Genomic DNA, 15,840 nt, shown 5'->3' with positions numbered 1-15,840 from the left:
TTTATAAATCGCAGTTGTTTACAGTTCTGGGGAACGGAAGGACGTCACGGATGTTCTGCATACCTGTCAGATACATCACGCAGCGGTCAAATCCCAGGCCAAAACCTGAATGGCGGGTGGAACCGTATTTGCGCAGATCCAGATAAAAGTCATAATCTGCCTCGTTTAGATCCAGCTCTGCCATACGGGCTTTCAGCTTATCATAGGAATCTTCCCTCTGGCTTCCGCCGATGATCTCACCGATTCCGGGAACCAGGCAGTCCATAGCTGCCACTGTCTTGTTGTCATCATTTTGTTTCATATAGAAGGCTTTGATCTCCTTAGGATAGTCTGTGACAAATACAGGGCGTTTGTACACCTGCTCGGTCAGATAACGCTCATGCTCTGTCTGCAGATCGCAGCCCCAGAATACTTTGTACTCAAACTTATCATTGACTTTCTCCAGAATCTCAATCGCCTCTGTATAGGTAACATGTCCGAATTCAGAGTTCCGCACATGCTGCAGACGTTCTAACAATCCCTTGTCAATAAAGGAGTTGAAGAATTCCATCTCCTCAGGGGCATTCTCCAGTACATACTGGATAATATATTTAAGCATGGCCTCTGCCAGTGCCATGTTATCCTCCAGGTCTGCGAATGCCATCTCCGGCTCGATCATCCAGAACTCTGCGGCATGGCGGGTCGTGTTGGAGTTCTCAGCGCGGAAAGTTGGGCCGAATGTATAAATATTGCGGAATGCCTGGGCATACGTCTCCCCATTGAGCTGTCCGCTTACCGTCAGGCTGGTCTCCTTTTTGAAGAAATCTTTGCTGTAATCCACCTTTCCCTCCGGTGTTCTGGGAAGGTTCTCCATATCCAGGGTAGTAACACGGAACATTTCCCCTGCACCTTCACAGTCACTTCCTGTGATCAGTGGAGTGTGCACATAGACAAAGCCTCTCTCCTGAAAGAACTGATGAACAGCAAACGCGATCATGGAACGCACGCGGAATACTGCCTGGAACGTGTTGGTTCTCGGGCGCAGATGGGAAATGGTGCGCAGATACTCCATGGAATGGCGTTTTTTCTGCAACGGGTAATCTGCTGCGGAGTCTCCCTCCACCGTGATCTCTTCCGCCTGTACTTCAAAGGGCTGCTTTGCCTGGGGTGTGGCAACCAGCGTGCCCTTCACAATGATTGCGGCACCCACATTTAACTTGCTGATATCCTGAAAATTATCCATGCTGTCATGGTAAACTACCTGAAGTGTCTCGAAAAAGCTTCCGTCGTGGAGTACAATAAAACCGAATGTTTTGGAATCACGGACACTTCTTACCCATCCGCCAACAGTCACCTGTTTGTCCAGGTACTGTTCTTTGTTCCTGTAAATTTCTTTTACTGTTGTAAGCTGCATATTTATTCTCCTTTATCTTCCGGTGCCGGAAAAAACTGATTCCCCCGGACCGTTAAAATACCTAAAACATATAGAAAGCACGCTCTGCGGACTTTCTATCATCATTAATTATAAAAAGCGGAGTGGATTTTTTATCCACTCCACATTAGTATATCTCATTGTTTCCTGCTATGCAAGGGGTATTTGACGCTCTACCACTCCAGGATTCCGCAGTTTTCATACTCTTTATTTCTGTCATAAGCACTGATCCCGCTGCTGCCGCACATATAGAAGGTATCGCCGATATAGAGGCCCCGCACACCGGCCAATTCATCCCCGGAGCTGTCCATCCATTTGCTCATACTCTGATACAGGAGTTTCTGGAATCCCTCCTCCGGATCATAGGTGAACACCCCATAATAACCCTGCAGTTCATAGTTTTGTGTGTCATATACTCCCATACCGAATCCAAGGATATTCTCCCCGGGATCAATGAGGATCGACCTGTAATTATCCATCGCCTGACAGAAATCCACATTTTTCAGGACCATCTTATCAATCTCCTTTACCTTGGCGGGGTTGGAGATATCAAACATAGAAAGCTTCAGGCCCAGCCGTTCCCCTGTGTCCGGGTCAGTCTCCCAGCCTATTCCCAGCAGTCTATCCTCACCATAAAAATGCAGATATTCGGAGAAGCCCGTGATCTTCAGTTCACCGAGTATCTTTGGATCCGTTGGGTCTGACAGGTCAACAGAAAACAGAGGGTCCATCTGCCTGTATGTGACAAAATATCCGGTGTCTCCCATGAACCTGGCTGAATATATCTGCTCCCCTTTTGCCAGGTCTTCCACCTTACCCACCATTTTCAGTTTATCGTCCAGGACAAACAGGCTGTTGCTCATATTTCCGCCCCACCATCCGTCATTGTATCTGGTAGCCACCACCCGCAGATAGCCTTCATATTCGTCCATGGAAAATGTATTGTTAATACTCCCGTTAATTTCCCCTGCCGCCCCGGCCTGTATCTCCCCGTCCTTATAGGAAAACCGGACGATCTGGGTCTGCATCTCCTCACCGGTATAATCATCCCCAAAGATATAGATGCTCTCTGTACTCACGTAAGTCCTGCCGGACGCCCCAATGAGGGATTTGCTGTCCTGTATCTTATCCGGCTTCTCCAGATTCACGGAGGAAATCACAAGCTGCCCGTTCTCTCTCTGCGGTATGGCCGGATAAAGCACATCTGCGCTGTCCAGAAGTTCATTGTTCACAGATGGTACATAGAGTCTTGGCTGGGCAGGCTGTACCTGGTCTTTATATGCCGGATAGAACTGCGAAAAGAGGTACACATAATTCCCCACTTTCCTGGTGGAATCGTAAATGCCGTCCTGCTCCACAGTGCCCTTCAGGGTTATTTTGCTCTTATCTGTAATATCATATGTGTACAGACGGACAAAATCCCGGCTGTTTACCATATACGCGTCATCCCCCTGCCATTCCAGACCTGAGTCGTAACCGCTGGTGACCACACAGAGGGTATTGCCGTCCACGTACATCTCCTGTATGGAATCTGTCAGATCATCCAGGGAAATCTGACCTGCCACAGACATATCACCGCCGTCCACAGCCACGATCTGCAGGATACCGGAACGGTTCAGCGTATAGATATAGCTGCCGTCTGTCTTTACAATGTCACCCTCATCCACGCCCTCTGTCCGCACGTTGGTATCGGAATACCCGCCGCCTCCGCCAGCAGCAGCGCCTGCGTCTTGGCTTGCCGAATCTTCCACAGCAGCTGTTTCCTGGCTTGCCGCCGCATCACTTTTCGCCGCACTTCCATCAGACTGTCCTGCAAGATTCTGGGTATCAGACATAATTTTCCGTTCCCACTCTTCCTGGGCTTTTTGTGTCTCTGTATAAATCTGCTCATACAGTTCCTCATAACTGCTGCCAGACACATACCCTTCCACCTGATCTTTCTTCTCTGCCTTCGCTTCATCTGCCTTTGCCATATCCTTGGAATCTCTTTTCTCATCTCCGGCATTCCCGCCGGAATCAGAGGCGTTTCCCGCCTGTGCATCCTCTTTTGCCGCTTCAGCGGCGGAATCCATGCTGGCGGCATTTCCCGCGGACTTCTCACTGGCAGAGCCGGAATACATGAGAGGCGTAAGGTTCACGGCGGCGATCACCAGGATCACAAATGCTGCTGCCACCCCGGCAGCTTTCCTGTAACGGAATGCAAAATCTGCAGCAGCCTCTCTCCATCTTCCTGATCTGTCTTCTGCTTTTCCCCCCTGCTTTATCAAATTGTCCAGATTCTCGGGATCTAAGTCCTCAGGAATGGTTTCCTTACCGGCTGACTCCCTGATCTTCTGTATGATCTCCCGTCTTTTGTACTCATCCTGCATTTGATTGTCATTAAAATTCTCATCCTTCATTTTCTTCGCCTCCTCTCTCACTGTAATATCTCTTCCATTTTTTTCAAAGCTCTGTCCAGCCGGGAGCGCACGGTATTGTGGTTTTTATGTAATATCAGCCCAATCTCTTTGCTTCTATACCCCCCGAAAACCTGCATAGCCACAATAAACCGTTCCTCATCGCTCAGGGAGAAGAAGGCCTCCCGCACCTGCATATCCCGGTCCAGGTCTCCGGGTACACTTCCCTCCTGGTCATACAGAGGTTCCGTTTTCCTGGTATACTCTTTTAATTTCCGTTTGCACTTGTTGGACAGGATCTTAAAGATCCAGCCCTTAAAGGCCTCGCAGTCCCTCAGTTTTGTGATAGACGCATAGGCATCCGCCACAGTCTCGGCCACTGCGTCCTGGGCATCCTCCGGATTCTTAAGTATATATAGCGCAAAACGGTACATATCCTGATAAACTGCTTTATACAACTCTGCAAACGCCTCCTTGTTTCCCTGTTTTGCCTCATATGCCAATTCCTTACAGTCCGTCATGCCGCCACCTCCCTTTCTCTTTCATATATTCCTTCTTATACGCACGGCACCCCTTATGCCGCTTATTCCCTTTTATTATATAAATATAGTGTTCGATTTGCATCTTTTTGTTGCATTCAGCCGGGAAAAATATTTTTCATTTATTTTGCAAAGTCTGCTTGACATTTTTTGCAAAGTTTACTATACTTAAAATGCAAAGTTAACTATGCATTTTTAAAAAAGGAGCTGATAGGAAATTGCGCACAAAGATACGTGAACTGCGGAAAGCCCGCAGGCTCTCCCAGGAAGAACTGGCCTACGCAGTAGGAACCACAAGACAGACCATCACATCCATCGAGGTGGGTAAGTATACCGCATCCCTTGTCCTGGCCTACAAGATAGCACATTATTTTGGTCTTACCATTGAAGAAGTTTTTGATTTTTCAGATGTAGATATTACGGATCAGGAGGTTTAACATTATGGAAAGATATAAAAAGACCTTGAAAACAAGAATTGCACTGTTCAGAATCGTCATACTTCTGAACGTCATCTTATCTGTAACCCTGCGTTTACTGGATAACAAAGGGAAAATTCCCAATGCCGTTAGAAATATCACGGACTTCCAGACCGGTTTCATGCTGAGCCTGGCTATTGTATCTCTCTTTATACTTATAAAATACTGCAAGCTGCTGAAAAATGAACGGATGCTTAGGGAAGCTTACCTTAAAGAAACAGACGAAAGGATGATCCTGATACGCTCCAAAGCAGGTATGCCTGCTCTTCTCATCACATCTGTGATCATGATCTTTGCAGGTATTATAGCCGGTTATTTTAATATTATCGTTTTCTACTCTCTTTTAGCCGCAGGGGTATGTCAGCTTCTTTTGGGAGTCTGTCTGAAATTCTATTATATGCACAAACTGTAATACTAAAAGAGGAAGAGTGCAGCCACACTCTTCCTCTTTTTCCTACCGGAAGTTCTCCGGATTCAACCCTTTTCCTCTTTTTCCTACCGGAGGTTCTCCGGATTCAACCCTTCCAGCTCAGGCACCACAAAGCGCCCGTCCCTGCGTATCAGCACATCGTCAAAATAAATATCACCGCCGCCGTACTCCGGCCTCTGTATCAGCACCAGATCCCAGTGGATCGCCGATACATTTCCGTTCCAGGCATCATCATAGCAGCTTCCCGGTGTAAAATGAATAGAACCCTGAATCTTTTCATCAAACAGGATATCCTTCATAGGGTGAAGGATAAAAGGATTCACCCCTATGGCAAATTCCCCTACATAACGCGCGCCCTCATCCATATCAAAGATTCCATTGATGCGCTCCGTGTCATTGGCCTCTGCCTTCACGATCTTTCCATTTTCAAATGTGAGTGTCACATTCTCGAATACAAACCCCTGATAGGAGGAGGCTGCATTGTAACGGATGGTACCGTTGACAGATTCCCGGACCGGTGCCGTAAATACTTCACCGTCGGGAATATTGCTCTCACCGCTGCATGGGACCGCCGGTATATCCTTAATGGAGAAAGTCAGGTCTGTGCCCGGGGCTGTGATCCGTACCCGGTCAGTGCGCTGCATATACTCCACCAGATTCTCCATAGCCCTGCCCATCTTGCTGTAATCCAGTGTACATACATCAAAGTAAAAATCTTCAAAGGCTTCCGTGCTGGTGCCGGATAACTGCGCCATAGCATCATTGGGATAGCGCAGGACCACCCATTTTGTCTTTGCCACCCTCACCTCATGGTGTACCGGGGTATTATAGTATTTATCATAGACAGCCATGTTTTCTTTCGGTACATCGGACAGCTCTGTAATATTGTCCGCGCCCCTGACTCCAATATAGCAGTCCATGGCCTCCATCTCTTCCCTGTCCACCTTTGCCATAAGTTCGATCTGCTCTTTGGTACAGTTAAGCAGCATCTCCCTCTGGACTTTCGGGTCCGTAAAGTGGGGGAAGGGCATCCCTCCCGCCCGGTATACTTCCCGGATGAGCTGTTTCGCAAGCTCAGTGGTAGAATAGCCCGTATAATGGATATAGACCTTTTCACCCTTCTGCACATGGCAGGAGTGATTTACCAGTCCGTACGCTAGTTTCCTGATTCTCTCATCCATAACTGTCATCCTGCTTTCCCGTACTTTATCAGCATCTGCGTCACTGCCTTTCGGCAGGGGCCTGCGCATATCTGATGCTTTCCAAAAGCAGTCTCAGATACACGAAAGAGTGCTGAACCGTAACGTTTTTCTTTTCCTTTCTGCCGGTTTTACTCCGGCAGGTTTTCTATATAACTGATGAATACATTTCCGGCTGCCCCGAAGTCCCTGGTACTGTCACCTAAACCTTTATACTCTGTCTGTCCGTCCGCCGGATTATAGAGCAGGGTATTATAGCCGTCATACCCTACAATGACACGGTTGTCATTCTCTCCCAGTGACACAATGACCGGTCTTTGGGCACTGACCTGGTAAAGTACCTGTTCCAGAGTGCACCCCGTCAGGTCCAGCACGGTCCCCGCATCCCCCAGACTCTCCTGGAGGGCTGCGGTGTCGAGGCTGGCTGTCTTAAAGCCTTCCGGAATGTCATCCAGATTCAACGTCACTTTTGTCTTCTGGTTTCCTCTCTCCCACACATACTGCTGGGAACGGTTCAGCACAACACCTGTCATCCCGTCAGCCACTTGCACTGCCTGGGCCGGGCTGCTGTAAATATCCACCAGACTGCCCTTTGCGTAGACATAGTATCCATCCCTGACTGACTCTTTCAAATCCATGTTCAGCACCGTGTCATTCTTATTTACCATAAGCTTTGATTCCATCCTGAGCGGATTTTTATTCCTGCTGTCCTCGGAAAATATCAGCCTTGTGATATTTGCCTGCCGCACAGTTGTGGCAGTTGCAACGGAGATCACTTCATCCTCTGCGTTCTTCACATTGTTCATAATGTGCTCACTGGGGATTTCTGTGTACTGGTCCACATTCCACTGGGCCTGCTTCAGCTCCAGAAGTCCCTGCTGGATATCCACATCCATAATGTAGACTCCATCCTGCTGGTAATCCTTCACCAGTTCCCCGGAGAATTTCTGTATCCTTATATTATACATGGCATAACGAAGACTTCCTGTGGCATCCACCACAATATCTCCGTCCCTGGCCACACCATAGACCAGATCCTCATTTATAAATCCAAAGGCCCTTATCTTTGTCCCCTCGTCCGCAGTAATGCTCTGCTGCTTCCCGGTCTCCAAATCCATAAAGGTAATATGGGTAGTCTGAAGCGGATCCATCTCCTCCATCCACGCCACATGCCGGTTGGTACCGGACGCTGCAAAACAGTCCTCCGCAATCCCTTCCTTGACAATTTCGTAGGTCTTATCCAACATGTTCATCTGGTACAGGCTGCCGTCCAGCATAAGATACAGCAGATCATCTGTGCTTACATAAGAAAGGATTTCCACATCCCGCTTCATAAATTCATAGGATTTGGTGGTAGGCAGGAAAAATTTTTCTTCCAGCACATTCTGTTCGCTGTAATAGTGATAAACGCATGTGCCGGTATATCCCTCATGTTCTCCCCGGTTCATGTAACCGTAGAAAACAAAATCCATGTCTCCGTTCTCCTCCACACGCACAATCTTAAAGTCATGCATGGGGTAGTCATATCTGTCATCCGCGTCCTGCCCTTCCCGGAAACTGAAAACCTGCGTCATCTTGTTGGTGCTGGTATTGTATGACCACAGATCCCCTTGCTGCACAAAAGCCAGAACACTTCCTGCCTGGCTGGCTGCAAACTGGACAGACTTTGAGGTAACGCCCAGGTTGATCTTTCCTGAGGATACAGACACCTCATTGCCTGTAAAGATCTGCTTTGCAGACCGGTTAAAGTCCAGGAGCATAACTCTGGTATCTCCATACCGCATACGATAGAACTCATCTACCTGATAAAATTCATCATACCCTTCCTCGTCCTTGGCTGTGATATAGTAAGTCAGGGTCAGGCTTCCCGTGGTCTCATTAATGTCCTTGATCGTAGGAACGCCTTTTCTGCTGATGGTTGGTGCCAGGCTTCCCCATGTGACCATATCCACGCTGGAATGAATGTCCACATTGGTAAAGCTGTTGTTCACCGCAGTGTCATCTGATTCCAGATAGGTCCTCAGCTCCCCGTTATTGTCTTTGCTGAAGGTCTTGGATGAAAAACTCTGTACAAACTCCAGGTATTTGTCAGCATTGAGGCCTGTACGCTGGATCACTCTTGTGTAGTAATGCCAGGAGCCTTTATCCGTATTGAGGGTAAAGACCAGGGAATACTCCTGATTCATCAAAATGGAATTTTCCAGTTCAAACGTGGCAGTCTGTGCACTGCCGTTCTCCTCAAAATTCTTGATCTTGGCATTCTCCACCACTTTGCTGCCGTCTGAGGTTCTGACCTCATATACAAGACTTTGTATCTTATGGCCGTATGGCAGGATGCTCACTGTCATTTTCTTGTCTGTTCCCACAGGGGTCAGGCTGTCCCTCATAAAGTCCACCTGCATCTCCTGTGCATAACCGTACATGCGGTTCATCTCCTGGTCTTTGTACATCATGGAGAGTACGGGAAGGGTGGCTTCCTCCATGTCCATCTTGTTGTCTGTTGTCTCCTTATTCATAAAACTGGAGAATCCGATAACACCCAGGATAAATATGAGCAGCAGGACTCCCAGCTTAGTCAATACCTTTTTCATCTATCGTTCCCTTCTAAGGTAACTGTTCACAGTCCAATGTCCCGGGAGGTGTTTTGCGCACCCGAGTTGGCCAGCGCCAAAATGCAATCCATTGCATTTTGCACCCTAAAGGGCAGAACTGTGCATCGCGAAGCGTGTTACTGTGCGAAGAATTACCTTTTTCGTATACTATGAACAGTAACCTTCTAAGAACAACAGTGATGCAAGCGTGGGCTTTGCCTGAAATTCTTCCGCGCATTTTTCCCATGCCTGTCTCTGCTGTCTGCTGACTGTTTTGTTTTCATTTTTCACTGCACGAATGAGCAGATTCTTAGGTGTGTGCTCCACATCAATAAATTCCAGGATCTGCGTGTCATATCCTGCACTTTCCAAGATTTGCGCCCGAAGTCCGTCCGTGAGGATGGCAGCAAAGCGCTCCTTCAATATACCGTATCCCAGTACGGGCGCCAAAATGTCATTCTCGATCTGCCGGTTCAGTTCATGCTGACAGCAGGGCACGGACAGGATCACTGAGGCACCCCACTTCACGGCTTTTGCCAGGGCATAATCCGTAGCCGTATCGCAGGCGTGCAGAGTCACAACCATATCCACATGACTGCACCCTTCATAGGATGCGATATCTCCCTGATAAAAATGCAGTTTTTCGTAATGATATTTTTCTGCCAGACGGCTGCATGTCTCGATCACGTCTGCCTTCAGGTCCAGACCGATCACCCGGATATCATAACCCTTCAGCTCATGCAGATAGTGATACATGGCAAATGTAAGGTACGATTTACCGCACCCAAAATCAATAATATTCACTTCCCTGTCTTTTGGAAGCCTGGGGAGGATGTCCTCAATAAACTCCAGAAAGCGGTTGAGCTGCTTAAATTTATCATAACGGGCATTCTTCACCCTGCCCGCTTCATTCATAATTCCTAAATCTATCAGATAGGGCACCGGCACACCTTCCTGGAGCAGATATTTCTTCTGCCTGTTGTGTGTCAGCATGGGAACAAATGCCTCCCTGCCCTGTGTTTTCTTTGTTTTGATGGTAAGCTTGCCTTTTTTACTGGCAAGAACCGTTCCCTGGATCCCCTTTGCCTCAAGCTGAAGCTGACGGAAATCCTGCTGCATCCAATCACTGATGAGACAGAGGACTTCAGCCCTCTGATGGTTTTCGTGAAGTTCCTTCTGTCCCACTGTTCTTGTTATCTGATACATTACCTGCCCCTTCAGTAATAAGGGACGTATCTGTATTTTAGACGGCCCCTCTTTTTGCCGGGGGCCGCTGATGATTACTCTTATTAACTCTTCATTTATATATAAATCCAGAAATCTTTCCAGTTCTGTCATATTTTCTCTCCTAAACAGTATACGCAGTCTCTCATACAGTCAGCGCTGAAACGGGCCGGCCTGCTGAACCGCTGCAGTATCATTACTATTGTAAAAGTTTTATGACAAAACCGCAAGCCCCAAGTGCAGTTTTATTATGACTGCGCCTGCTGCCTCGGGATTTTCATGCGCAAGTGCATAGAAACACCCGGCGGGATAGTGGCTGTGAACAGCATAGTCAGCGGTACAGTCTTCTGCATCGCCTTCTCTGGCATCTGCGTCTGTATACTTCATTGAAAAACAGGACTTCGATCAAATCCCGCAGCGCTTCGTCCGGAAGGTTTCCGCATTTTCTGCAGAAGCCGGACTCCACACCTATCCTTTCGCTCTCTCTGCGTATCTGACTGTGGATGGAATCACAGACTTTGCGCATCATGTATTTGTCGGGATGTTCATCATACATCCTGCTGCCCTCATAATCCATACGGTCACAGGCATCCTCCACAAAACACTGGATGTAGGCCGCGTTTTCCGGATAGTTAGCCCGCAGGCGCCGCATATCCTGCTGCAGCACCCGCTCCTGCCCCAGCATTTCTTCCCTGGGGTCCACTTTCTTAACTGCCATAAAAAACCTCACTGATTCTTCTCATAGTCAGTATATGCAGAAAAGATATAACAGTTCAACAGGTATGCGCGTTCACCCGGCTGGCCGTATGGATACCCGGCGGCAGCAAACATCCCGTGTTACTGTCCGACCGCGGTCCGGGGTGTGTAGGGCGGAACCTCTCCCCCCGGTTCAATGGTGTTGCTCACATACAAAAAATCATCATCATCCACTTTCCTTACAGTCACCTGATGGGAAAAGAGCTTATCCTTTTTAAGCTGAGGGCAGACAACATCCACCGTCATAGTCATGGTGCCATCCCCATTGTCCCTGGAGTCCACCACCTCAGGGTCTCTCTCCACCCATACAGCAGCGTTGCTGCCAGCGATTTGTGTCCAGGGATATGTGCCGGTCTGGCTGTTATAGCCTGCCTGTTCCCTTAACTGCTCCGCAGGTATACTGAAATATTTCCCTATCAGGTCCTCAAACTCACTTCTGCCAATCCCGTTTGGATATTGGGTGCTGTCCGGCAGGCTTCCCTGGTCAATCCGGTAAAGGATATCATACAGGTCATTGAAATTTACCTGCTGGAAATTCTCCTCATCCCACTCCACAAGAAACAGATTATTTGCTTCATATCCGATAGGCTCTATATAGTCCTCACAAAGTTTACGCAGTTCTTCATCCAGGGGAAGGACTCTTATGCCGACGGTCCCGTCTGCCTCCATCCCATCCGGTATGTACCTCTCATAGAAAAGATATCCTTTTTTTGTATACTCCCACTTCCATGCCTGATAGCGGACCATATCCACCACGTAAGGCTCCTGCTTTTTATTCCAGTCTATGATCGTGTTGGTAACTGTCACCGCCCCTGTATCGTCTGAGGCGAAATCGGTCTTATCCATTCCCCCGTCCCGGTGGATCCGGTACACAGAGATGGCTGCCTCTTCCTTCTTTTCCTGACTTACCAGAAATTTTTCCACTAACTGGTAGTTCTCCATATTCTCCCGGTTCCTGTTATCCAGGGCCGCATATCCCTGGCTGCCCATCTTTTTTACCAGGGCTGCCACGTTTTCCATGGAGAGCACATCCTCCTTGCTGCTGTTCTTCCTGGCCTGTATAAACAGGTCCTGACAGCTTTTAGCAGCCTGGACAGCGGCTTCCGTGAGGGTTTCCGCCTCATCGGCGGGTATTTCCATCTCGTAATAATTGTTGTCTTCTTTGACAGCTTCCCGGTCCTCTGCTTCAGCCACATCCGCTTTGACTGCCACATCACTTTCCTGCTTTGCCTTGTCTCCGCAGCCGCCCAGGACCAGGCTTACTGCCGTCACACACATCATAACCCCTTTTAATCTCACACCACGTCACTCCTTTGTCAGCATTTCATCCAACAGTCCTTTATCTAAATCCACCACGTAACCGCTTCCTCCGCGGTCCTTCACGTCCTCTACCATGTTGAGCATCAGGAAACTGCTTTTCTTGTCCCCATCCGTATTAAATACGGCAAACCATCCCAGCTCTGTTCCGCTTTCATCATCCTGGGACGCCTTAATTTCCGCTGTCCCTGTTTTCCCTGCCAGGTTCGCGCCTTCTGTGTAAGCTCCATGCCCGGTTCCATTTTCATCTGCAATGACCGCCGTCAGGTCCTCCTGTATCACAGCGGCAGCCTCCTTTGAAAACACGCCTGCCTTCCAGTATTCAGGACCCCTTGCGTCTTTTATCTCCAGATACGGCTTTATCATATTCCCCTCGTTGACAAAGGCGGAGTAGATACATGCCAGATGGAGGGGATTCACCAATATCTGTCCCTGTCCATAGCCGCTGTCCGCAAGCTGGATTTCAGAGGAAATGCCGTCCTCGTTGGAATACTGGGATTTGCTCATACCGATCTCAAAGGGAATATCCTCACCGAATCCCAGCTTTTTCAACTGTTCTGTCAGTGTATCCGCACCGATCCTCAGCGCTGCTTTAGCAAAATAAATATTGTCGGAGTAGATAAGTGCATTCCGCAGAACAGCTTCCCCCCCATATTCGTGGAGCGTGGTGATCCGGTAATCGCCCCAGCTCTCATCCTTCTGCCAGGACAGGCCGCTGGCACCCAGATCTTCATCTGCGGACAGGGTTCCTGTTGTAAGGCCCACTGCACCGATGACGGGTTTGAAAGAAGAACCCGGCACCCAGCTTTCCCTTGACCTGTTAAACATAGGTTTATCCTCATCATTATTCAGGGAATCCCATTTTTCCTGGGACATTCCCAGCACAAAATCCATGCTGTCAAAGGTGGGCGTGGAGACCATTGCCAGCACCTCACCGGTCTTGGGGTTCATGACAATAGAACTGCTCTTGTCATTCTTGTACTGCTCATACACACTCTGCTGAAGATGTCCGTCAATGGTCAGGGTAATGTTCTCCCCATCCTTTGCAGAAACGGAGGCAAGTGCCTCCTTCTCATTGCCCTCTGCGTCCACAATGGAGATTTTATAGCCTTTTTGGGCCTTCAGCCTGTCTTCGTATAATTTCTCCAGTCCGCTTTTTCCCAGAATGCTCTGTTCATCATATCCCTTGCCTTTTAACTCCTCCAGTTCCTCTGCGTTTATCTCCTGCACATACCCCAGAAGATGGGAGGTACAGTCCCCGTAAGGATAGACCCTGCTCTCCGCGTCAGAGATCATAACGCCTGGCAGCTCCAGCAGCTTATCTTTAAGTGAAGCCTCCCCTTCCCCTGCAGGCATTTCCAGCGCGCTGTTGGTCATCTTTTTCACTGGTACAAAGGAATCATCCTTCACCCAGGATGCATCCAGTTTATCGGAAATACTGCCGGCTGTGGTTCCCAGAAGTGCTGCCATGGCCTCCAGCTCCTCCTGGGGCTGGACTGCCATCTTGCCCGGGACAAGCCCTACATTGGCCACAGTCCCCTGGCCTGCTAAAAGTTCACCGTTTCTGTCATAAATCTCTCCCCGCTTTGCCTCTATGCTGACCACACTCACCTTATCGGCTGCCTTCAGGTTGGGAAAGATCATGGAATCGCTCCACTTAATGCGCCATTTTCCGCTCTCTTTTTCAAAAAAAGCATCATTATCATAGGAAATCTCCCCTGCCACGGTATCCATGGTGACTTTATAGGATATGGGCTGGCTCTTCTCCTGCTTGTCGGAAATGTCGAGGCGGATGTTGTCAGCCTCTATTCCCTCATAGATCTTCTGGTTCCTGACCACAAAATCCTCTGCGCTCACAGTGTTCCTACTGGCCTCATCCAGCAGAGCATACATCTTGTCATATCTTCCCTTCTCGATATAACCCATGTACTCCTCCAATACATCCTGGCGCTTCTCCTCAAATTTTACCTTGTACAGAAATATGCCTGCCGCGCACACGGCAATTGCCGCCACGGTCCCTATCACTGCTGCTGCTTTCTTTCGCTTCATAAAAATAACCTCCTTATGTACGATACACTCCCTACACAAAAATCCGTAACAGTTCAGACAAGCTGAACAGTTGCAAAAATCCTACAAACGTAAGATATAGTTTCACCTAATATATTACATTTGTAGGACTTATTGTCAAGCATTTTTTTATTCTGTTTTTTCTTCCCCGTCACCAGTGCTCTGCGCATCTGCTGCCACGTCTGTGACTTTGGCGGTCTCCTGCAGGATTTCACAGGACTTGCTCCAGAGTACATTGGCCTTTACCATGACCTCGTCACTGTATGCGCTCTCTAAAGCTGCTGTATCTTTGAATCCGTAATCCTTTGCGAATTTTTCAAGCTCTGCCTCGTAATCCTTTACAGATATCTCAACTTTTTCCGCATCAAAGATAGCCTGCACGATCAGGGACTGCTGCAGGATATTCTGTGCCATCTGTGTCATGGTCTCCTCTGCCTGTTCTGCGGAAATGCTCTGTGACTCCCAATACTCATCCAGGGTCATGCCGCTTGGACTGGCATACTGCTCCTGGATCTTATTCTTGACATATTCCATGGTCTCAGACATGGGTTTTTCCGGATACTCTGTGATCTCTGTATTCTCCACTACCTTCTGGAACAGATCAGATTTGAGCTGGCTCATATAGTTCAGATCCGCGTTCTCCACCAGGGATTTCTTGATCTCTTCTTTATACTCATCTACTGTCTTGTAGTCTGTGTTGTTCTTGACCCACTCATCTGTCAGCTCCGGTGCTGCTTTGATGGTGTTGATCTTCACTTTGAACTGCACAGCCTTGCCTGACAGGTCAGGATTATTGCTGTAGGGGTCCGGGAAATTCAGATCAAGGGTAACTTCTTCCCCTTTCTTTTTGCCGATCAGGCCGCTCTCAAATCCTTCAATAAATGAATTGGAACCAATCAGCAGATCCGAGTCTGTAGCAGAACCGCCCTCAAACTCCGCGCCGTCCATATATCCGGTATAATCAATGTTGACCGTATCATTTTCCTGTACCGGCCTGTCCTCTGTGATCTCCTCTGCCTTGTAGGTGAGCTGCTGGCTGATATAATCCTCCACATCAGCGTCTGTGATCTCGGTCTTCGTCTCTGTCACTTCCAGATCTTTATATTCACCCAGTTTGACATATTTGCTGATATCATCCACATCCACGGCTACCACATTGCCTTTGCTGTTGGTATCTACTGTTGTATCCTCTTTGGACGCTTCCGTCTTTTTATCATCGTCTTTGCTGTTGTCACTCTTCTTGTCGCCGCATCCTGCTGCCATCACTGCAATGCCAAGTGTCAATAGCACCATGATCAATTTTTTCTTCATATACAATTCCTTTCGTCTATGGTCTCTGGTTTCCACATAAGGAAGTTATACCACACATGACCTGAAAAAGGAACCCTTTCTTTCACATTTTTATTGCCTTTTCACAGAAACAATGCTAGAATA

At 48.2% G+C, this 15,840-nt stretch carries 12 protein-coding genes; 2 read left to right on the top strand and 10 right to left on the bottom strand.

Features of this window, described 5'->3' with window-relative positions:
• Position 1: 1 nt before the first annotated feature.
• From asnS to C6P39_RS11920, 3 genes are all read right to left on the bottom strand, one after another.
• Entirely contained in the window at positions 2–1,393 is a 1,392-nt protein-coding gene (gene asnS / locus C6P39_RS11930; protein ID WP_095174767.1) for an asparagine--tRNA ligase, read from the bottom strand.
• A 191-nt stretch (positions 1,394–1,584) separates the two neighbouring features.
• Complete coding sequence (locus tag C6P39_RS11925) at positions 1,585–3,810, bottom strand: beta-propeller domain-containing protein (RefSeq protein WP_104803934.1); 2,226 nt, start codon at positions 3,808–3,810, stop codon at positions 1,585–1,587.
• Positions 3,811–3,827: 17 nt separating this feature from the next.
• Positions 3,828–4,328, bottom strand: coding sequence for an RNA polymerase sigma factor (locus C6P39_RS11920; RefSeq protein WP_095174769.1), 501 nt, complete (start codon positions 4,326–4,328; stop codon positions 3,828–3,830).
• 236 nt (positions 4,329–4,564) lie between these two features.
• Here C6P39_RS11920 and C6P39_RS11915 point away from each other — a divergent pair, with 236 nt between their 5' ends.
• Positions 4,565–4,783 (top strand): helix-turn-helix transcriptional regulator, encoded by a 219-nt coding sequence (locus C6P39_RS11915; protein ID WP_095174770.1) that lies wholly within the window; start codon positions 4,565–4,567, stop codon positions 4,781–4,783.
• Between the two features lie 4 nt (positions 4,784–4,787).
• Positions 4,788–5,234 carry a hypothetical protein gene (locus C6P39_RS11910; protein ID WP_104803933.1) on the top strand — a complete coding sequence of 149 codons (447 nt, stop codon included), beginning with the start codon at positions 4,788–4,790 and terminating at the stop codon, positions 5,232–5,234.
• Between the two features lie 83 nt (positions 5,235–5,317).
• On the opposite strand, the gene C6P39_RS11905 is transcribed toward C6P39_RS11910, so the two are convergent.
• The 7 genes from C6P39_RS11905 to tig all read right to left on the bottom strand — a co-directional run bounded on the left by C6P39_RS11905 (position 5,318) and on the right by tig (position 15,717).
• Positions 5,318–6,433 carry an aminopeptidase gene (locus C6P39_RS11905; RefSeq protein ID WP_095175059.1) on the bottom strand — a complete coding sequence of 372 codons (1,116 nt, stop codon included), beginning with the start codon at positions 6,431–6,433 and terminating at the stop codon, positions 5,318–5,320.
• 149 nt (positions 6,434–6,582) lie between these two features.
• A complete protein-coding gene (locus C6P39_RS11900) occupies positions 6,583–9,042 on the bottom strand; it encodes a hypothetical protein (protein ID WP_104803932.1) in 2,460 nt (819 codons plus the stop codon).
• 168 nt (positions 9,043–9,210) lie between these two features.
• Complete coding sequence (locus C6P39_RS11895; protein WP_104803931.1) at positions 9,211–10,380, bottom strand: class I SAM-dependent methyltransferase; 1,170 nt, start codon at positions 10,378–10,380, stop codon at positions 9,211–9,213.
• A gap of 217 nt (positions 10,381–10,597) precedes the next feature.
• Entirely contained in the window at positions 10,598–10,984 is a 387-nt protein-coding gene (locus C6P39_RS11890) for a hypothetical protein (RefSeq protein ID WP_065543436.1), read from the bottom strand.
• A gap of 119 nt (positions 10,985–11,103) precedes the next feature.
• A complete protein-coding gene (locus tag C6P39_RS11885; protein WP_104803930.1) occupies positions 11,104–12,321 on the bottom strand; it encodes a DUF6070 family protein in 1,218 nt (405 codons plus the stop codon).
• 6 nt (positions 12,322–12,327) lie between these two features.
• Positions 12,328–14,388, bottom strand: a complete 2,061-nt coding sequence (locus C6P39_RS11880; RefSeq protein WP_104803929.1) for a penicillin-binding transpeptidase domain-containing protein — start codon at positions 14,386–14,388, stop codon at positions 12,328–12,330.
• A 147-nt stretch (positions 14,389–14,535) separates the two neighbouring features.
• Positions 14,536–15,717: a trigger factor gene (tig, locus tag C6P39_RS11875; protein WP_095174776.1), complete on the bottom strand. Its 1,182-nt coding sequence runs from the start codon at positions 15,715–15,717 to the stop codon at positions 14,536–14,538.
• Between the last annotated feature and the right edge of the window lie 123 nt (positions 15,718–15,840).

The organism is Blautia marasmi, from assembly GCF_900258535.1.
Classification (GTDB): domain Bacteria; phylum Bacillota; class Clostridia; order Lachnospirales; family Lachnospiraceae; genus Blautia; species Blautia hominis.
The sequence above is the reverse complement of the archived record's forward strand: the minus strand, read 5'-3'. Positions and strand labels throughout refer to the sequence as shown.

Excerpts from the sequence above, each read along its gene's own strand:
- asnS (WP_095174767.1), bottom strand. The coding sequence starts at position 1,393 with ATGCAGCTTACAACAGTAAAAGAAATTTACAGGAACAAAGAACAGTAC.
- tig (WP_095174776.1), bottom strand. The coding sequence starts at position 15,717 with ATGAAGAAAAAATTGATCATGGTGCTATTGACACTTGGCATTGCAGTG.
- C6P39_RS11905 (WP_095175059.1), bottom strand. The coding sequence starts at position 6,433 with ATGGATGAGAGAATCAGGAAACTAGCGTACGGACTGGTAAATCACTCC.
- C6P39_RS11895 (WP_104803931.1), bottom strand. The coding sequence starts at position 10,380 with ATGACAGAACTGGAAAGATTTCTGGATTTATATATAAATGAAGAGTTA.
- C6P39_RS11925 (WP_104803934.1), bottom strand. The coding sequence starts at position 3,810 with ATGAAGGATGAGAATTTTAATGACAATCAAATGCAGGATGAGTACAAA.
- C6P39_RS11890 (WP_065543436.1), bottom strand. The coding sequence starts at position 10,984 with ATGGCAGTTAAGAAAGTGGACCCCAGGGAAGAAATGCTGGGGCAGGAG.
- C6P39_RS11920 (WP_095174769.1), bottom strand. The coding sequence starts at position 4,328 with ATGACGGACTGTAAGGAATTGGCATATGAGGCAAAACAGGGAAACAAG.
- C6P39_RS11900 (WP_104803932.1), bottom strand. The coding sequence starts at position 9,042 with ATGAAAAAGGTATTGACTAAGCTGGGAGTCCTGCTGCTCATATTTATC.
- C6P39_RS11910 (WP_104803933.1), top strand. The coding sequence starts at position 4,788 with ATGGAAAGATATAAAAAGACCTTGAAAACAAGAATTGCACTGTTCAGA.
- C6P39_RS11880 (WP_104803929.1), bottom strand. The coding sequence starts at position 14,388 with ATGAAGCGAAAGAAAGCAGCAGCAGTGATAGGGACCGTGGCGGCAATT.